Source organism: Collinsella aerofaciens, assembly GCF_028206795.1.
GTDB lineage: Bacteria > Actinomycetota > Coriobacteriia > Coriobacteriales > Coriobacteriaceae > Collinsella > Collinsella aerofaciens_AX.
In genome coordinates this window covers 1-17984 of sequence record NZ_JAQLFJ010000015.1, presented here as the reverse complement: position 1 = coordinate 17984, position 17984 = coordinate 1, and the positions used below count along the sequence as shown (strand labels likewise).

18 protein-coding genes are annotated in these 17984 nt (G+C 61.8%); 17 read left to right on the top strand and 1 reads right to left on the bottom strand.

The features are described 5' to 3' along the window. From PMX70_RS09075 to rsfS, 8 genes are all read left to right on the top strand, one after another. Entirely contained in the window at positions 1–1878 is a 1878-nt protein-coding gene (locus PMX70_RS09075) for a TIGR03960 family B12-binding radical SAM protein (protein ID WP_117637229.1), read from the top strand. Further along, positions 1875–2687, top strand: a complete 813-nt coding sequence (locus tag PMX70_RS09070) for a TIGR03936 family radical SAM-associated protein (protein ID WP_271743399.1) — start codon at positions 1875–1877, stop codon at positions 2685–2687. Before PMX70_RS09075 ends, PMX70_RS09070 begins: the two co-directional genes overlap by 4 nt. 67 nt (positions 2688–2754) lie before the next feature. Next, positions 2755–3129 (top strand): 50S ribosomal protein L21, encoded by a 375-nt coding sequence (rplU, locus tag PMX70_RS09065; protein ID WP_035138585.1) that lies wholly within the window; start codon positions 2755–2757, stop codon positions 3127–3129. Between the two features lie 33 nt (positions 3130–3162). Then, positions 3163–3420, top strand: coding sequence for a 50S ribosomal protein L27 (rpmA, locus tag PMX70_RS09060; RefSeq protein WP_006236075.1), 258 nt, complete (start codon positions 3163–3165; stop codon positions 3418–3420). 84 nt (positions 3421–3504) lie between these two features. Beyond that, positions 3505–4971 carry a GTPase ObgE gene (obgE, locus tag PMX70_RS09055; protein ID WP_199410562.1) on the top strand — a complete coding sequence of 489 codons (1467 nt, stop codon included), beginning with the start codon at positions 3505–3507 and terminating at the stop codon, positions 4969–4971. Positions 4972–4974: 3 nt separating this feature from the next. Next, positions 4975–5652, top strand: coding sequence for a nicotinate-nucleotide adenylyltransferase (nadD, locus tag PMX70_RS09050; protein WP_117637231.1), 678 nt, complete (start codon positions 4975–4977; stop codon positions 5650–5652). Between the two features lie 86 nt (positions 5653–5738). Continuing rightward, positions 5739–6272 carry a bis(5'-nucleosyl)-tetraphosphatase (symmetrical) YqeK gene (gene yqeK, locus PMX70_RS09045; protein WP_199410567.1) on the top strand — a complete coding sequence of 178 codons (534 nt, stop codon included), beginning with the start codon at positions 5739–5741 and terminating at the stop codon, positions 6270–6272. 28 nt (positions 6273–6300) lie between these two features. Beyond that, complete coding sequence (gene rsfS, locus PMX70_RS09040) at positions 6301–6756, top strand: ribosome silencing factor (RefSeq protein WP_271743398.1); 456 nt, start codon at positions 6301–6303, stop codon at positions 6754–6756. 98 nt (positions 6757–6854) lie between these two features. Here the strand turns inward: rsfS and dinB are convergent, their stop codons facing one another. Then, on the bottom strand, positions 6855–8108 hold the full coding sequence (dinB, locus tag PMX70_RS09035) for a DNA polymerase IV (protein ID WP_416378139.1): 1254 nt from the start codon (positions 8106–8108) through the stop codon (positions 6855–6857). A 201-nt stretch (positions 8109–8309) separates the two neighbouring features. Between dinB and rpsP the strand changes: the two genes are divergently transcribed. From rpsP to ppdK, 9 genes are all read left to right on the top strand, one after another. Beyond that, the gene (gene rpsP / locus PMX70_RS09030; protein ID WP_022094749.1) at positions 8310–8651 is read left to right on the top strand and encodes a 30S ribosomal protein S16; all 342 of its coding nucleotides are present in this window, start codon (positions 8310–8312) and stop codon (positions 8649–8651) included. A gap of 42 nt (positions 8652–8693) precedes the next feature. Continuing rightward, the gene (locus tag PMX70_RS09025) at positions 8694–8939 is read left to right on the top strand and encodes a KH domain-containing protein (protein ID WP_171021534.1); all 246 of its coding nucleotides are present in this window, start codon (positions 8694–8696) and stop codon (positions 8937–8939) included. Positions 8940–8943: 4 nt separating this feature from the next. Continuing rightward, entirely contained in the window at positions 8944–9465 is a 522-nt protein-coding gene (rimM, locus tag PMX70_RS09020; RefSeq protein ID WP_118405508.1) for a ribosome maturation factor RimM, read from the top strand. 10 nt (positions 9466–9475) lie between these two features. Continuing rightward, positions 9476–10234 carry a tRNA (guanosine(37)-N1)-methyltransferase TrmD gene (gene trmD / locus PMX70_RS09015; RefSeq protein WP_055285126.1) on the top strand — a complete coding sequence of 253 codons (759 nt, stop codon included), beginning with the start codon at positions 9476–9478 and terminating at the stop codon, positions 10232–10234. A 2-nt stretch (positions 10235–10236) separates the two neighbouring features. After that, complete coding sequence (lepB, locus tag PMX70_RS09010) at positions 10237–10800, top strand: signal peptidase I (protein ID WP_271743396.1); 564 nt, start codon at positions 10237–10239, stop codon at positions 10798–10800. Between the two features lie 59 nt (positions 10801–10859). Then, a complete protein-coding gene (locus PMX70_RS09005) occupies positions 10860–11771 on the top strand; it encodes a glycine--tRNA ligase subunit alpha (RefSeq protein WP_006236091.1) in 912 nt (303 codons plus the stop codon). A gap of 3 nt (positions 11772–11774) precedes the next feature. Beyond that, positions 11775–13871, top strand: coding sequence for a glycine--tRNA ligase subunit beta (glyS, locus tag PMX70_RS09000; protein ID WP_271743395.1), 2097 nt, complete (start codon positions 11775–11777; stop codon positions 13869–13871). A gap of 34 nt (positions 13872–13905) precedes the next feature. Further along, complete coding sequence (locus tag PMX70_RS08995; protein ID WP_117803146.1) at positions 13906–14781, top strand: pyruvate, water dikinase regulatory protein; 876 nt, start codon at positions 13906–13908, stop codon at positions 14779–14781. Between the two features lie 297 nt (positions 14782–15078). Further along, positions 15079–17829: a pyruvate, phosphate dikinase gene (gene ppdK, locus PMX70_RS08990; RefSeq protein ID WP_271743394.1), complete on the top strand. Its 2751-nt coding sequence runs from the start codon at positions 15079–15081 to the stop codon at positions 17827–17829. Positions 17830–17984 lie beyond the last annotated feature (155 nt).

Sequence of the window (17984 nt, the reverse complement as noted above, 5' to 3'; positions counted from 1 at the left end):
TTGCGCGTTCCGTATCAAGACTGTTTTCATTTAATTGAGCCGTTGCTCGCCAAGGTCGAAAAGCCGAGCCGCTATATCGATCACGAGTGGGGCACGCTTTCCAAGGCCGATGCCGACTACCGTTGCTGCCTGATCTACCCGGATGTGTACGAGGTTGGTCTGCCCAACCAGGGTATCGCCATCCTCTACAACATCCTTAACCAGGCCGAGGGCATCTCCTGCGAGCGTGGCTATGTGCCGTGGCCCGATATGGGTGACGCTATGCGCGAGGCAGGCATTCCGCTGCTCTCGCTCGAGGGTGCAGCGCCGGTCGCTTCGTTTGATATCGTCGGCCTGCATGTGCCGCACGAGATGGCGGTGACGAACTTCCTTGAGGCACTCGATCTCGCTGGCATTCCGCTGTTAGCGGCCGACCGAGGTGAAGACGACCCCATCATCATCGCCGGCGGCCCCTCGGTGTACAACCCCGAGCCGTACGCGGCCTTCTTCGATGCCATCCTCATCGGCGAGGGCGAGGAATCGCTGCTCGAGACCTGCCAGCTGCATCGCCGCCTGCGCGACGAAGGAGTCCCGCGCGCGCAGATTGTTGAGCAGCTTGCATCCATTGCCGGCAACTACGTGCCGTCGCTCTATGAGGTTCGTCACGACGAGCCCTGCTCGCCGCACGGCTACACCGTGCCGCGCGAGGGCAAGGATGCGCCGACCGTGGTCTACAAACGCGTCGTCGAGGATTTCGGCGCCACGAATCCGCTGTCGCAGTCGTGCGTGCCCTATGCGCAGCTGGTTCACGACCGCCTGTCTATCGAGATTCTGCGCGGCTGCGCTCGCGGCTGTCGTTTTTGCCAGGCCGGCATGACGTATCGCCCGGTGCGTGAGCGTTCGGCCGACCAGATCGTCTCGTCGGTGATTCAGGGTCTGGAAAAGACCGGCTATGACGAGGTGTCGCTGACCTCGCTCTCCACGACCGACCACTCCTGCATTCGTGACGTGCTTGACAGGCTCAACCGTCGCCTGGAAGATACGGGTATTCGCGTGTCTATTCCGTCGCAGCGCTTGGATTCGTTTGGCGTGGATATGGCCGAGTCGGTCGCCGGCGAAAAGAAGGGCGGCCTGACGTTCGCGCCCGAGGCCGGCAGCCAGCGCATGCGCGACATCATTAACAAGAACGTGACCGAGGAGGACCTGGACCGTGCGGCCAAGGCGGCCTTCGAGGCCGGCTGGAACCGCATGAAGCTCTACTTTATGATGGGCCTTCCCGGCGAGCGCGACGAGGACATCGTGGCCATCGCCAATCTGGCCGATCACGTGCTGGAGCTCGGTCGTTCCGTGGTGCCCAAGGCTCGTCGCGGCTCGATCTCGGTGTCGATCTCGGTTTCGGTCTTTATCCCCAAGGCTGCCACGCCGTTCCAGTGGTGCCCGCAGCTCGACTACGACGACGTCAAGCGTCGCCAGAAGCTGCTCATCACGAGCGTTCGCAACCGTGCCGTCCGCGTTCATTACCACGATGCCGAGACCTCGCTCATCGAGGCCGCGCTGTCCCGCGCCGGTCGTGACATGACGCCCGTCATCATCGACGCTTGGCGCTCGGGCTCTCGCTTTGACGCCTGGGTAGAGCATTTCTCGCTCGATAACTGGAAGGAGGCTGCTGCCAAAAACGGCATCGACCTCAATGAGCTCGTGCACCTGCCCTACGAGTTGGACTGGCGCCTGCCGTGGGAGCATGTGAGCCCCGGCTGCACGCGTGGCTTCCTCGAGCGCGAGTACCGTCGCTCGCTCGAGGGTGTCACGACTCCCGACTGCACCCGCACGTCGTGCACCGGCTGCGGAATCTGCCCCACGCTCCACGTCAAGAATGTATTGATGGGTGATCGCGCATGAGTGAGCGCCTGACCGACAACCCCACGCTCTTTAGGCTTCGTGTTCGCTATGGCAAGCGCGATCGCCTTAAGTACCTGGGCCATCTCGAAGTAATCCATACCATTGAGCGCATCGTGCGCCGTGCGGGACTTCCCTATGCCGTCACGCAGGGCTTCTCTCCGCACATGCGCGTGGGCTTCTCTTCGGCGCTACCGGTGGGTACGTCGTCGACCTGCGAGTGGTATGACCTGTTTATGACCGAGTTCGTGGCGCTCGACGAGGTGTTTGGGCGCCTGGCTGCGGCGTCACCGGCCGATCTGGCGCCCATCGAGGCGGCGTATATCGACGTGCGCACGCCGGCGTTGACGGCGCAGCTCACGCGTCTGTCGTATCGCATCGACCTGCACTTGGATCCCGAGGCGCCCGTAAGCGCCGACGAGGTGCGTCGTGCGATCGACACGCTGCGCGCCGACCATGGCATCGACTACGCGCGCGGCAAAAAGAGCAAGCGCTTGGATTTGGATCACACGCTCGTGGGCTATGAGCTCACGGCTGGGGAGCGTCCGGACCATCTGGTGCTCATGCTCGACACCCATGCCGACAACGAGGGCTCCATGCGTCCGGAAATTTTGCTTTCCGCTGCTGATGTTTTGTTGCAGGGCTTGACCCCGGGCGTGGATGCACCTATTGTTTCCACCGGTATGCAAGACCTCGTGACCATCTGCTCCTACGATGTCGAGCGTCAGAATCAAGCATGCGAGGACGACGAGGGCCGACTCGTCAGCCCCATACCTGTGCGAACTTGTGGATTTGCTCCACATACTCGTTGACGGGGGTATTTTCGCCTGCTACTATATTCGGCTGTTGCACTAACTGATGCATGAAGGGCAAGTAAACATGTACGCAATCGTTAACACGGGCGGCAAGCAGTACAAGGTCGCCACCGACGATGTCATCACCGTCGAGAAGATCGAGGGCAATGAGGGCGACAAGGTCACCCTGCCGGTCATCTTCCTCAACGATGGTAAGAAGATCGTCACCGATCCCGACAAGCTGGCCAAGGCCAAGGTTACCGCTCAGATCGTTGAGCAGTTCAAGGGCGAGAAGCAGCTGGTCTTCAAGTTCCACAAGCGTAAGCGCTATCGTCGTCTGAAGGGTCACCGTCAGCAGCTCACCAAGCTGAAGATCGTGAAGGTCCAGGCTACGTCCCGCGCCAAGAAGGCTGTCAAGGCAGAGGCCGAGGCTGTTGCCGAGGCTCCCGTCGCCGAGTAGATTACACTCGTAACGAAAGAGTAGGTATACACAATGGCACACAAAAAAGGACTCGGTTCCTCCCGTAATGGCCGTGACTCCCGCGGTCAGCGCCTTGGCACGAAGCGCTATGCCGGCCAGACGGTAACCACGGGCACGATTCTCGTCCGTCAGCACGGCACTCACATCCACCCGGGTGAGAACGTTGGCCGTGGCAAGGACGATACGCTGTTCGCGCTGGTCGACGGTACCGTTGAGTTCCACAAGGGTATCAAGCACAGGGTCAGCGTACGCCCGCTCGCGAACGCGTAATTCACCCTTCATAGAGCACATATGTGGGAGGCACTTGAGTTTTAGGATTCAAGGGTCTCCCTCTTTTTGTAGGAGGCGATTCTGTTGTCACAGTTCACCGATATCAGCCGCATTAACGTGTGCGGCGGCGACGGCGGAGCCGGATGCATGTCGTTTAGGCGCGAGGCATTTGTCCCCAAGGGCGGCCCCGATGGCGGCGACGGCGGTCGTGGCGGCAATGTCGTCATCCAGGCTGATGCTCAGCTGTCTTCGCTGATCGATTACCGCTTTAAGCATCACTTCCGCGCCGAACGCGGCACGCACGGGCAGGGTGCCCGTCGTAACGGCAAGAGCGGCGAGGACCTGATCCTGAAGGTTCCCATGGGCACCGTGGTGCGCGAGCTCGACCCCGAGACGCAGACCCCGATGTTCGAGATTGCCGATCTGGTGCACGATGGCGAGCGCGTTGTCGTGGCGCCCGGCGGTGCCGGTGGCCTGGGCAACACGCACTTTGTGACGTCGGTGCGCCGCGCGCCCGCGTTCGCTCAGCTGGGCGAACCGGCCGAGGAGCACTGGATTGAGCTTGAGATGAAGCTTATGGCCGATGCCGCACTCGTGGGCTTCCCCTCGGTGGGCAAGTCCTCGCTTATCGCGCGCATGAGTGCCGCCCGTCCCAAGATCGCCGACTATCCGTTTACAACGCTCGTGCCGAACCTCGGCATGGTGCGTGCCGGTGAGTATTCTTACGTCGTTGCCGACGTTCCTGGTTTGATCGAGGGCGCGAGCGAGGGCAAGGGCCTAGGCCACCAGTTCCTGCGCCACATTGAGCGTACGGCCCTTATCATGCATGTCGTCGACATGACGGGCGGTTTTGAGGATCGCGACCCGGTTGAGGATTACCGTATCATCAACCGTGAGCTCGAGCAGTATGGCGCAGAGCTCTCGGAGCGCCCGCAGATCGTTGTCGCCAACAAGTGCGATGCGCCGGGCACGGCCGACAAGATTGCCGACCTCAAGCGCGCCGCGCTCGACGATGGACATATGTTCTTTGCCGTGTCCGCCGTGACGGGCGCCGGGCTCAATACGCTGATGCTTGCCGTGGGCGAGCAGGTGGCTAAGCTTCGCGCCGAGCTGGCGGTTTCCGATGAGCCGGTCGATCTTCGCGACGAGGAGTGGGAGCGCCGCCGTCTGCAGCGCGAGAAGCGGTTCCGCATTGTCCAGGAGGAGCCCGGTGCCTTCCGTGTGGTTGGTCGTGCCATCGAGCGCATGGTCATCCAGACCGACTGGGAAAACGAGGAAGCCGTCATTTACCTGCAGCATAAGTTTGCACGTATGGGTGTTGACGACGCGCTCGAGAAGGCCGGTTGCCGTGCGGGCGACGAGGTCCGCATTTGCCAGCGTGCCTTTGACTTTGAGGGCGCTGAGGACTTCTCGGAGTACGAGGAGCTCGAGGACGCTGGCGAGGACGTTGCCGTTGAGGCCATTGACGTGGCCGATGCTGCGGATGAGGGCGTCGAGGTTGTCGATGCGGCGGATGCCGCGGACGATGCCGAGACCTCGGAGGGCGAGTAAGCCATGTCGCTGCGCGGTGGAATCGGTTTGCCCGAGCTGCCCATAAAAGAGGGCAAGGAGTTTCGGCTTGGCATTATGGGCGGCACATTCGACCCGATTCATTACGGGCACCTGGTGACTGCCGAGCAGGCGCGCGAGTCGCTCGACTTGGACGCTGTGCTCTTTATGCCGGCGGGCTCTCCCGCCTTTAAGCTTGACAAGCCGGTTACGCCTGCCGAGGACCGTTATGCCATGACGGTCCTCGCCACCGCCGCGAACCCGGCCTTTTTGGCGAGCCGGTTCGAGATTGACCGTCCGGGTGTAACCTATACGGCCGATACGCTTCATGCCCTTCGCGATTTTTACCCGCCGCAGGTAAAGCTCTACTTTATTACGGGCGCCGATGCGATTATCGATATTGTGACCTGGCATGATGCCGAACGAATCGCTGAGCTTGCTACCTTTATTGCGGCGACGCGACCGGGCTTTGATATCGATACGGCGCGTGCCCGAATCAAAGAGTCGGGGCTGCCGTTCGACGTGCGCTATATTCAGATTCCGGCGCTGGCGATCAGCTCGACGAACATTCGTAAGCGAGTTGCCCGCGGCATGAGCGTGCGCTATCTTACGAGCGAGTCCGTGCTCGGCTACATTCGCAAGCGCAGGCTATATGCCGATTTGGGCCAAGAAGATTTTGAGTGATGGGGGCTACGTTGTCGGTAGAGGATCAGTTTGAGGGCGATGAGCGCGCGCTGCTCAAGCGCATTCAAGAACTGCTCGATGTTCGCATGAAAGATAAGCGCAAGCGCTATGTGCATTCGCTGGGTGTTGCCGAGACCGCACTTCATCTGGCCGAGGTCTACGGCGTTGACCGCTTTGATGCGGCTGCCGCCGGCTTAATTCACGATTGGGACAAGGTTCTTTCCGATGACGAGCTCGTGGCCCGCGCGCTTCACTATGGCATCAAGGTTGCCGGCTCTCCTTCCGCTGCGACGCCGCTTTTGCATGGCCCTGTTGCCGCCTATGAGCTTCCGCAGCTTTTTCCCGAGCTGTCACCGGCCGTTTTCCAGGCTGTCGACCGTCACACCGTGGGTGCCTGCGACATGACGCCGCTCGATATGGTGGTCTTTGTGGCAGATGCCATCGAGCCCAACCGTCACGGCGACTATGCCCATGCGCTGCGCAAGATGGTGGGGAAGTCCTCGCTCGATGAGTTGTTCTTCTCCTGTTTTGCGCAGGGTCTGGTCTTTGTGATCCAGTCCGGGCGCTATCTTTATCCCACGGCTATTACGATTTACAACCATTACGCCCAGCTGCGCTAGCTCGGGTGTGTCTAGAAAGAGGTATTCCATGGCCGACGAGACCATGACTGACGAGCAGATTCTTGAAGGTGTGGAGCACAAGAGTTTCGTTGCCACGTCCGACCGCACCGCCGCCTCGCTGTCCGCGAGCGGTGTCGCCGCCGAGGATGTCGCCCGCGCCGCCGCGCAGGCCGCCTACGACAAGAAGGGCGAGGACGTGCAGGTGCTCGACCTGACCGAGCTTTCCGACGTGTGCGACTACTTTGTGCTTGCCACCGGTACCAACAACCGCCAGGTCGATTCGATTGTCGAAGAGATCGAGGAGAAGGTTGCCGAGGCTTGCGGCGAGCATCCGTTCTCCATCGAGGGCCGCGAGCAGAAGACCTGGATGCTCATGGACTACGGCTCGGTTGTCGTCCACGTCTTCACTCCCGAAGCCCGCGACTTTTACCGCCTAGAAAAGCTCTGGGGTGACGCCCCCCAGCTCCCCCTCGACCTCCTCTAGTGGCTCATTTGATATGGGGCTTTTAGCTAGCCTCGCGCATTTCGCCGGGCAGTTGCGGTTTTCCGCACCTGCCCGGCTTTCTATTTTTACAAAGGCGGTTAATCATTGAAGCGGGATTGGCGGCCGAAAGATAGGGCGGTGTCGCCGAACTTGTCTCGGACGGCATCGATCGCGACTGAGAGGTCGCGACGGTCGCTTGATTGGGCTCCGCGGTCGTCGACTTCGCAGAACAGGTCGGTCTGGATGCCGCCCTGATGGTCAAAGTCGCTCATCCCGATACCCGCCAGACGCACATGCATGCCTTCCTGCCAGATGTTGTCGAGCAGTTCGAGCGCAACCGCCACAAAGATGTTCTCATCGTCGGTGGGGTGGGGAAGCCGCCGCTGCGCCGTGCGTCCGCTGCCATACGAATACTTAAGCTTGAGCGTTACCGTGCCGCCCGTCAGTCCCTGACGGCGCAGGCGGCGTCCAACCGACTCTCCCAACAGCGCAATCGCCGCTTCGATGTCCCCACGCTCAGTCAAATCTTTCGCAAAGGTGCGCTCATTGCTCACGGATTTAACCTCGCGTTCCTCATCGAGGCTTGTTACTTCGGATATTTCGAGTCCCAGCGCACGCTGGCGCATGCGTTCGCCGTTGACGCCAAAAATAGAGGCCAAGGTTGATTCCGGTGAACGTGACAGCTCGCCGAGCGTGTAGATGCGCATGCGGCGCAGTCGCTCCTCGGCCGAGCGCCCGATGCCGCTCATGGCAGATACCGGCAGCGCGGCCAAAAAGCGCTGCTCGGTTCCGGGGCGCACGATGGTCAGCCCAAACGGCTTATCCCGCTCGCTTGCGATCTTTGCGACCGTCTTGTTGCAGCCCACGCCAATGGAGCAGGTCACTCCCAGCGCTGCCACGCGGTCGCTTATACGCCGCGCAACCAGTAGCGGGTCTTCGGGCGCAAAGCGACCCGGTGTGATATCGATAAAGGCTTCGTCGATGGATACGCGCTCAACGCGCGGCGTCTCCTCGGCAAGAATCGCCATGACCTGCGCGCTCACCTCGCGGTAGCGATCAAAGTGCCCGTGCGTCCAAATGGCTTGCGGGCACAAGCGCCGCGCCTCGGCCGAGGCCATGGCAGAGTGCACGCCAAAGCGACGTGCCTCATACGAACACGTGGACACGACGCCACGCGAATCGGCGTCTCCGCCCACGATGAGCGGCTTTCCGAGCCATTCGGGATGATCGAGCATCTCCACGCTCGCAAAAAACGCATCGAGGTCCATGAGGCCCACCGCCGGACCCGTCCAGGGCGGCGGCGTGACGCCCATGGCATCCTCATAACCGTATGTATGTTCGCGTCTTTCCATGTCATGAGTATACCGCGCAGCTCATGTGGGGTGCGTGTATGTGCTTGCAAATCCCGAATTCTTGTCTAAGATATGGATTTGCCCTCGACTACACCGAAGAAGTTGGTCTCACGGACTTCACCTGCCCGCGTCGATGGCGTATTATGTTCAACTGTTTGTTTGTAGTTGCAGCCTAAAGCTGCTTGGTTGGAGGAGTTTCCTTTGGCAGTCAAGATTCGCCTTGCTCGTCACGGCGCTAAGAAGCGTCCGTACTACCGTGTCGTCGTCGCCGATTCCCGCGCCCCGCGTGACGGTCGTATCATCGAGGAGGTTGGCCGCTACAACCCGATGACCGCCCCCAAGACCATCAACCTCGACCTCGAGAAGATCGCCGACTGGCAGTCCAAGGGCGCTCAGCTCACCGACGCCGTCGCCGCTCTGGTCAAGGCCGCCAACGAGGGCGAGAAGACCGAGACCGTCGTCAAGAAGTCCAAGAAGCAGCTCGCCAAAGAGGCCGAGGCCGCTAAGGCTGCCGCTGAGGCCGCTGAGGGCGCCGAGGAGTAAATCGTGCCTGAGGTTGACGCTGCACAGCTCGAGGGTGAGGCAATGCTCTCAGATCGCATCGCCGATCTCGTCGAATATCTCGTTGTTCAGATCGTCGACGACCCGGATTCCGTGAGCCTTGAGGTCATTGATGGTGATGACGCCTCTACGATTGAGGTTTCTGTCGCCGAGGATGACGTCGCTAAGGTCATCGGCCGTCGTGGCCGTACCATCAAGGCCATTCGCACGCTCGCCCGTGCACTGGCCGCTCGCCTCGACACTGCTGTCGAGGTAGAGGTTCTGGGCTAGGACCTTGAGGTCCCAGTACAAAAACATCGCCCGTGTGGTCAAGCCGCACGGAAGGAAGGGGGAGGTCCTCGCGCAGCCGCTGCGGGGGCTTCCTTCTGTATTAGAGCCGGGTATGCGCGTCGCCCTGACGCCGCCGGCGCTCAAGCGCGACCGCTTTTGCACGGTCGTGTCCGTCACCGATACGGGCGATGGCGATCTGGTCTCGTTTGAGGGCATTGACGACTTGACGGCCGCCGAGGGCATCACGGGATGCTATGTGCTGGCAAATCGTGACGACTTTGAGCTCGATTCGCTCGACGCCGCCTATACCGACCTGATGGGTCGCGAGGTGGTCGACGAGCGCTTCGGTTCGCTCGGCACGATTGTCGAGATCATGTCGACGCCTGCCAACGATGTTTGGGTTGTCGAAGGCGATCGGTACGGCGAGGTACTGATTCCCGTGATCGAGCAGGTCGTGCTCGATCTTCCCGATGCAGGAACAATTTCCGTCCACGTGATGGATGGCTTGATCGATATGGACAAGTAGGGAGGACAACATGCTGATTGAGACCCTTTCGGTCTTTCCCGAGATGTTTGAGCCCGTTATGTCCACGTCGATCTTGGGCCGCGCCCGCAAGGCCGGTCTTTTTGATTTTAAGGCGTATAACCTGCGTGACTGGACGCACGACCGCCATCGTACCGTCGATGACGAGCCGTACGGCGGCGGGCAGGGCATGCTCATGAAGGTCGAGCCTATCGCCGAGGCCATCGAGGCCATTAGCGCGGAGGGCCCCAAGCCCACGGTGGTGTTCTTCACTCCCTGCGGCGAACCCTTTACGCAGCATGTGGCCGAGCGCCTGCTCAAAAGTGAGCGTCTGCTGTTTGTTTGCAGCCGTTACGAGGGTGTCGACGAGCGTGCCTATGCGTATGCCGACGAGCGTCTGTCGATCGGCGATTACGTGCTCACGGGCGGCGAGCTTCCCGCTATGGTCGTTGCCGATGCCGTCGTACGCCTCATTCCCGGCGCCCTTGGTGACGAGATGAGCAACGTGGACGAGTCATTCTCGACTGCCGAGGACGGTGGTCTGCTCGAGTACGCGCAGTACACCCGTCCTGCCGAGTTCAACGGCGAGGGCGTGCCTCCAGTGCTCGTGAGCGGCGATCACGCCAAGGTCGATGCCTGGCGTCGCAAGAACGCCATCGAGCGTACCTGCCGCTGGCGCCCCGACCTGATCGAGACGGCGCGGCTTACGCCCGAGGAGCGCGCTTACGCTCAGGAGATCCTTGACGCTTCGTATTCGCAGAGCGAGGAGTGAATATGGTTCCTACGCAACAGTCCGCGTTGAGGGGCGCTTTTGAGTGGATCGCGGTCATCGCGATCGCACTGGTCGCCACCTTCTTGATTCGCTCATTTGTGGTTGAACCCTTTGTGGTGCCTACCGGCTCCATGGAGTCCACGATCGAGATTGGCGATCAGATCCTGGCGCAAAAGGTGAGCCTCGAGCTCGGTCAGCCCGTTAAACAGGGCGATATTGTGGTATTCCACAACCCCGATGGCACCTCCGAGCACGATGTTCTCGTCAAGCGAGTTATTGCCACGGCCGGCCAGACGGTCGACCTTCAGGACGGCAAGGTCGTCGTCGACGGCCAGGCGCTCGATGAGGACTATACGACCGGCATGAGCTGGCCGCTTTCGGTCCAGGCCCCTGGCGCTCAGGTGAGCTATCCCTACACCGTTCCCGACGGGTGCGTGTGGGTGATGGGCGACAACCGCGAGAACTCTGCTGACTCGCGCTACTTTGGTCCCGTCGATCGCTCTGATTTGATCGCTGTGGCGCTTGTGCGCTACTGGCCGCTCAACCGTATCGGCGCTATCGACTAAAAACCGCTATAGTACAGTACCTAACCGTGTAATCGTTTCGACGAGGGGATATTAGAGGCATGAACGCTTCATCGCTTTCCTTCCAAGACATCATCCTGCGCCTCCAGCAGTACTGGGGCGAGCAGGGCTGCGTCATTATGCAGCCCTATGACTCCGAGGTCGGTGCCGGTACCTTCCATACCGCGACCACGCTGCGCTCGCTCGGTCCCGCCGAGTGGCGCACCTGCTATGCGCAGCCCTGCCGCCGTCCCGCCGACGGCCGCTACGGCGAGAACCCCAACCGCATGCAGCACTACTATCAGTTCCAGGTGCTCATCAAGCCCTCGCCGGTCAACGCCCAGGAGCTCTACCTGGGGTCTCTTGCCGCTATCGGTCTGGACCCCAACGACCATGACGTCCGTTTTGTCGAGGACGACTGGGAGAGCCCGACCCTGGGCGCCTGGGGCCTTGGCTGGGAGGTCTGGCTCAACGGCATGGAGGTCACGCAGTTTACGTACTTCCAGCAGGTGGGCGGCATCGAGGTCGATCCCGTGCCCGTCGAGATCACCTATGGCCTGGAGCGTATCGCCATGTACGCCCAGGGTGTCAACTCCGTCTACGACCTGGTGTGGAGCTATCTGCCCGACGGCACGCCCATGACCTATGGTGACGTGTTCCTCGAGAACGAGCGCGAGTTCAGTGCCTATAACTTTGAGGTCGCCAACGTCGAGATGATGCGTCAGAAGTTTGACGACTACGAGGCCGAGTGCCACTCCTGCCTGGAGCGCAAACTGCCGCTGCCGGCGTACGACTGCGTCATGAAGTGCAGCCATGCCTTCAACCTGCTCGATGCCCGTGGCGCCCTGTCCGCAGTCGAGCGTGCCAACTACATCCTGCGCGTCCGCGCCGTCGCCAAGGCGTGCTGCGAGGCCTACATGGCCGAGGTCGCCGGAGTCAACGAGAATGCCGATCAGGAAGGCGAGGTGGCGTAAGCCATGGCAGACGCTAAGGATTTCCTGTTTGAGATCGGTACGGAGGAGATGCCCTCCGCGCCGCTGAACAATGCCGTCAAGCAGCTCGGCACCATGATCGTCAAGGGTTTGGACGATGCCGGCCTGGCCCACGGCGAGGTCCGTGTGATCTCGAGCCCGCGTCGCCTGGCTGTGCTCGTTGCCGACGTCGCCACCGCGACCGATGAGGTTCACGAGGTCAAGCGTGGCCCCGCGGCCAACATTGCCTTCGACGCTGACGGTAACGCCACCAAGGCCGCCCAGGGCTTCGCTCGCAAGTGCGGTGTGGCTGCCGAGGATCTGGTCCGTCGCGAGGACACCGACGGCCGTGAGTACGTCTTTGCTGAGAAGAACATTCCCTCCGCACCGGCAACCCCGATCCTGACGGCCCTGTGCGAGAAGACCATTGCCGGCCTGCAGTGGCCCAACTACCGCTCCCAGCGCTGGGGCCACGAGCACGCCACCTTCGTGCGCCCGGTCCGCTGGATTTGCTGCCTTCTGGGCGAGGATGTTGTGCCCGTGTCATTTGCCGACGTGACGAGCGGCAACACCACGCGCGGCCATCGCGTGCTCGGCCCCGGTGACCACGTTGTCGCCAGCCCCGCCGCCTACGAGCAGGTACTCGAGGACGCCGGCGTGCTTTCTACCGAGCGCCGTCGCGAGGCCATCCTTGCCGGTATCTCCGAGGTCGAGGCCGCTCGCCCCGGCTGCCATGTCGATACGCCCAAGAAGGTCTTTGAGGAGGTCATTAACCTCTGCGAGTGGCCGACGGTGCTCGTCGGTACTTTCGACGAGGAGTTCCTCAAGGTCCCGCACGAGATTATCTGCGAGTCCATGCTCACCAACCAGCGCTACTTCCCGATCTATGACGGCGAGGGCAAGCTGACGCGTGAGTTCGTGGTCGTCTCCAACAGCAAGCCCGAGAACGCCGAGCGAGTGATCGACGGTAACGAGCGCGTCGTGCGCGCCCGTCTGGACGACGCTAAGTTCTTCTACGAGGAGGACCTGAAGATCTCCCTCGACGAGTTCCGTGAGCGTCTGTCCAAGGTTGCCTTCCAGGAGAAGCTCGGTAGCGTGCTCGCCAAGTCCGAGCGCATCGAGCAGCTCGCGCTCGCTATCGCCCGCGAGGCTCACCTGGGCGCCCATCTTGCCGCCGACGCTGCTCGCGCCGCACACCTGTGCAAGGCCGACCTGGTGTCCAACGCCGTCGTCGAGTTCACGAGCCAGCAGGGCGTGATGGGCGGTTATTACGCGACCGCGATGGGGGAGAACGACGAGGTCGCCCATGCTATTCGCGATCACTATCGTCCCCGTTTTGCCGGTGACGAGCTGCCCGAGGGCACCGCTGGCTGCATCGTGGCCTGCGCCGACAAGCTCGATACCATCGCCGGTATCTTTGCCATCGGCGAGCCCCCGACCGGCTCCTCCGACCCCTACGCGCTGCGTCGTGCCGCTATCGGCATTATCAACATCCAGCGCGACCGTCTGCCGATCGACCCCACGTCGCTCATCGACTTTGCCCTCGAACTCTACAGTGAGCAGGGCATTGAGTTCGACGCCGCCGAGGTCGCCCAGCAGGTTCGTGACTTCTTCCATGGCCGCCTGGTGAGCATGGCCCGCGACGAAAAGATTCCGGCCGATACCGTCGCCGCCGTCTCCGCGGTGCACATCATCGCCCCGTCCGTCTTCTTCGCCCGCTGCGCCGCCCTCGACGAGGCCCGCAAGAACGACGCTGAGACGTTCGACAACCTGGCGACCGCCTATGCCCGCGCCGCGCATATCTCCAAGCCCGAGCTGGGTGCGGAGTATGACCGCAGCCTGATGGGCGAGGTCGAGCTTGCGCTCGCCGACGCCTCCGAGGCTGCTCAGACCGCCGTCGATGCCGCCCTTGCTGCCGAGGACTACCCGACCGCATTTGCCGCCCTCGCCGCCCTGCGCGCGCCCATCGACCGTTTCTTCGATGAGGTCATGGTCATGGACAAGGACGAGCAGCTTCGCGATAATCGCCTTAAGCTGCTCAACCGCTTCGAGGCCGTTTTCTCCGGCATTGCCAACATCGGTGAGCTTGCCCGCAAAAAGTAAGCCAGCCTGCGCATAAGCGCAAAAGGAGCCCCGCATGGATTGCCCGGTCACCGCTCGTCCCACCGTTATCGTTATCTCCGACTCGCTCGGCGATACCGCTTGTGAGGTGGTGCTTGCGGCGTCCGGGCAATTTGATGAAGGGGCTTTTCGCGTTTTGCGCCTGCCCAAGGTGACCTCCGTGGAGCAGGTCAAGTCATTTGTGGGGCCGCGCGTTGATGCCGACCATCGCGATGTCGCCGTGTTCCATACCATTGTCGATCCGGCGCTTCGCGCCCGCGTGCTCGATTACCTGGGTATGCTGCATATCCGTTCGGTCGACCTGATCGGCCCGACGCTTGCCGTGCTGTCGTCGCTCATCGGTGTGCCGCCCAAGTGCGTTGCGGGCGTGATTCACAAGACCGATGACCGCTATTTCCATCGTATCGAGGCCATGGAGTATTTCGTTGAGCACGATGACGGGCGCGGTTGCGACGATCTGTCGGGTGCCGATATCGTGCTGCTGGGTGTGTCGCGTACATCCAAGACGCCGCTGTCGATGTATTTAGCCTATCAGGGCTACAAGGTCGCCAATGTCCCACTGGCGCATGGCATGGAGCCGCCGAAGTCGATTTACGAGGTTGACCCGATGCGGTTGTTTGGTCTGATCTCGACCGTCGATGTGATTTCCGAAATTCGCGATAGCCGCTTGGGCGATGACTACGCCCGTGCCGTTGCCGGCTCCTATGCCGAGCCCGAGAGTGTGCGCAGCGAGCTTGAGGAAGCCCGTGCCCTCATGAAGCGCCTAGGCTGCTTTGTGGTGCGTACCGATGGCAAGGCCATCGAGGAAAGCGCTGCCGAGATCATTAGCCACTTGGAGGAAATCCAAGATGCCCGTGCCCGCCGCGCCGCCCGCCGAGCCCAGCAAAGCTAGCTTATTGGGGTAGCTAAAAATGCCCGTCTCTAAAAGACTACCTAAAAATAATGCACGATATTGGTAAAGCGATTTAGCAATAAACTAGCATTTGACCTGCAAGCATCTTGCATTGGTATCTTCATAAGGTAACCAACTTTACCTACCGTTTACCGCCAAATTTACCACGTTTACCAACCCCCGCGCCCTCTGCGCAATCCCGCCCAAAACCCGCCGTATAGTACCCTCACGGCTCGCATTCGGCGGGTCGATTCGTTACCACGGTCGTGCGCGTAAGTGCATGGAAGGGGAAGTATCGTGAGCGATTGCAAGAGGGTTTACCGTTTTGGAACCGACGCCCAGGGCACCTGTGTCACTGAGGGCGACAAGTCCATGAACTTCGTGCTTGGCGGCAAGGGCGCAAACCTTGCCGAGATGAGCCGCATCGGCCTGCCGGTTCCCGGTGGCTTTACCATTACCTGCCAGACCTGTGTCGAGTACTCCGGTGCCGGCAACGTCTGGCCCGAAGGCGCACTCGATGAGATCGTTGCCGCCGAGGCGGACCTCGAGGCCCGTTGCGGCAAGAAACTCGGCGATGCCTCCGATCCGCTGCTCGTGTCGGTTCGCTCGGGCGCTCCGTTCTCCATGCCCGGCATGATGGACACGGTCCTCAACCTGGGCCTCAACGACGATTCCGTCCAGGGTCTTATCGCGCAGACGCAGAACCCGCGCTTTGCCTGGGACAGCTACCGTCGCTTTATCCAGATGTTCTCCAACGTCGTCATGGGCGTCGACGCCGACCTATTCGAGAACGCCCTGACCCAGGCCCGCCTGGTCGCCGGCGTTCGTGTCGATTCCGAGCTTTCGGCCGAGGACCTGCAGGAGCTCGTCGAGACCTTTAAGGGCATCTTCTCCGAGAACGTCGAGGCTGCCCTGTATCCCGAGCTCGAGGTCGCTGACGGCAAGCCCGTCTTCCCGCACGACCCGGAGCTTCAGCTGCGCCTTGCCATCCAGGCCGTCTTTGGCAGCTGGATGAACGAGCGCGCCTGCATCTACCGCAAGCAGCATGGCATTTCCGATGAGCTCGGCACCGCCGTCAACGTCCAGGCCATGGCCTTTGGCAACAAGGGCGAGACCTCGGCGACCGGCGTCGCCTTTACGCGCAACCCGGCCGACGGAACCAAGGAGTTCTATGGCGACTTTTTGGTGAATGCCCAGGGCGAGGACGTCGTCGCCGGCATCCGAAACACCGAGCCCATCGCCGACCTCAAGACCACCTCGGGCCTCGAGTCCGCAGGCGAGGAGCTCGAGCGCGTGTTCCTGACGCTCGAGGATCATTACCGCGATATGTGCGATATCGAGTTTACCATCGAGCAGGGCAAGCTCTGGATGCTCCAGACCCGCGTGGGCAAGCGCACCGCCACTGCCGCCCTGCGCATTGCTATCGAAATGGTCGAGGAGGGCCTCATCACCCGCGAGGAGGCTGTGAGCCGCATCGATCCCGCGCAGCTCGACCAGCTCCTGCACCCGCAGTTCGACGCCTCCAAGAAGTACGAGGCCCTGGCCAGCGGCCTTAACGCCAGCCCTGGTGCCGCCGTGGGCGAGGTCGTGTTCTCGAGTGATGACGCCGTCGCGCGCGCCAACGAGGGCTACAAGGTCATTCTGGTTCGCTGGGAGACCAACCCCGACGACCTGAAGGGCATGGTCGCCGCCGAGGGCATCCTGACCAGCCACGGTGGCAAGACGAGCCATGCCGCCGTTATCGCCCGCGGCATGGGTACGCCCTGCGTTTGCGGCGTTGAGCGCTTCCACATTGACGCGGCAGAGAAGGTCGTGCGCATCGAGGGCAGCGACCGCGTGCTGCGCGAGGGCGATGTCATCTCCATCGACGGCACCCAGGGTATCGTCGTCGACGGCGCGGTCGACCTGGTCTCTGCAGAGCTCACCGGCGACCTGGACACCATCCTGTCTTGGGCTGATGAGATCCGTTTGGACGAGACCTGCGGCCACGCCAACCACGTGCGCGTTAACGCCGACAACCCCGAGGATGCTGCACTCGCGCTCGAGTTTGGCGCCGAGGCCATCGGTCTGTGCCGCACCGAGCACATGTTCCTGGGCGATCGCAAGAACATCATCCAGAGCTTTATCCTGTCTGACGATGAGGCCGTGAAGCAGCAGGCCCTGGCCGACCTGCTCAAGGTTCAGACCGAGGACTTCCTGGCGATGTTCAAGACCATGTCCGGTCGCGATGTGGTCGTCCGCCTGCTCGATCCGCCGCTTCATGAGTTCCTGGATAATCCTCGCGAGCTCGAGGTCGCCATCACCAAGAAGGAGGCCGCCGGCGCTCCCGAGGAGGAGCTCGCTGCCCTGCGCGCCCGCCTGCGTCGCATTGACAGCATGGTCGAGTCCAACCCCATGCTGGGCCTGCGTGGTGTGCGCCTGTCCGTCGTCTTTAGCGATCTGCCTCTCATGCAGGTTCGCGCCGTTGCCACGGCTGCTGCTCGCCTTATCAAGGAGGGCGTCGACCCACGCCCCGAGATCATGGTGCCGCTCGTCTCCATCACGGCCGAGCATGTCCAGACCCGCGAGGTCATCGAGCGCGTGATCGCCGAGGTTTCCGCCGAGGAGGGCGTCGAACTCAACATTCCCGTGGGTACCATGCTCGAGCTGCCGCGCGCCTGCATGGTCGCCGACGAAATCGCCCATCACGCAGATTTCTTCTGCTTTGGCACCAACGACCTCACCCAGACGACCTTCGGCTTCTCCCGCGACGATGCCGAGGCCAAGTTCATTCCGCTGTACCTGCACAAGAAGATCCTGAAGGACAATCCCTTCGAGACCATCGACACGGCTGTGCTGGAGCTCGTGCGCTTGGCCGTCGAGAAGGGCCGCGCCACCAATCCCGGCATGCACTTTGGCGTGTGCGGTGAGCACGGCGGCGACCCCAAGTCCATCAAGGACCTGTTTAACGTGGCCGACGTGGACTACGTGTCCTGCTCGCCCTACCGCGTGCCCCTCGCACGCCTGGCTGCCGCTCAGGCCAAGCTCGAGGCCAAGCGTTCCGCCTAACGTTTTGGGTGTAGACGCCTAGTGTAGCCCCCTTCATGCCGCCCGTCTCATTCGTGAGGCGGGCGGTTATCATGTGCGGGTTGATTTTCAATCTCAACGCAACAGCTTGAACGGACCCCGCGTTTCCGCAGCTAGCGCAACGCGGAACTAGCTCC

Excerpts from the sequence above, each read along its gene's own strand:
- PMX70_RS09070 (WP_271743399.1), top strand. The coding sequence starts at position 1,875 with ATGAGTGAGCGCCTGACCGACAACCCCACGCTCTTTAGGCTTCGTGTT.
- rplU (WP_035138585.1), top strand. The coding sequence starts at position 2,755 with ATGTACGCAATCGTTAACACGGGCGGCAAGCAGTACAAGGTCGCCACC.
- rpmA (WP_006236075.1), top strand. The coding sequence starts at position 3,163 with ATGGCACACAAAAAAGGACTCGGTTCCTCCCGTAATGGCCGTGACTCC.
- nadD (WP_117637231.1), top strand. The coding sequence starts at position 4,975 with ATGTCGCTGCGCGGTGGAATCGGTTTGCCCGAGCTGCCCATAAAAGAG.
- yqeK (WP_199410567.1), top strand. The coding sequence starts at position 5,739 with ATGAAAGATAAGCGCAAGCGCTATGTGCATTCGCTGGGTGTTGCCGAG.
- rsfS (WP_271743398.1), top strand. The coding sequence starts at position 6,301 with ATGGCCGACGAGACCATGACTGACGAGCAGATTCTTGAAGGTGTGGAG.
- dinB (WP_416378139.1), bottom strand. The coding sequence starts at position 8,108 with ATGGAAAGACGCGAACATACATACGGTTATGAGGATGCCATGGGCGTC.
- PMX70_RS09025 (WP_171021534.1), top strand. The coding sequence starts at position 8,694 with ATGCTCTCAGATCGCATCGCCGATCTCGTCGAATATCTCGTTGTTCAG.
- trmD (WP_055285126.1), top strand. The coding sequence starts at position 9,476 with ATGCTGATTGAGACCCTTTCGGTCTTTCCCGAGATGTTTGAGCCCGTT.
- lepB (WP_271743396.1), top strand. The coding sequence starts at position 10,237 with ATGGTTCCTACGCAACAGTCCGCGTTGAGGGGCGCTTTTGAGTGGATC.
- PMX70_RS09005 (WP_006236091.1), top strand. The coding sequence starts at position 10,860 with ATGAACGCTTCATCGCTTTCCTTCCAAGACATCATCCTGCGCCTCCAG.
- glyS (WP_271743395.1), top strand. The coding sequence starts at position 11,775 with ATGGCAGACGCTAAGGATTTCCTGTTTGAGATCGGTACGGAGGAGATG.
- PMX70_RS08995 (WP_117803146.1), top strand. The coding sequence starts at position 13,906 with ATGGATTGCCCGGTCACCGCTCGTCCCACCGTTATCGTTATCTCCGAC.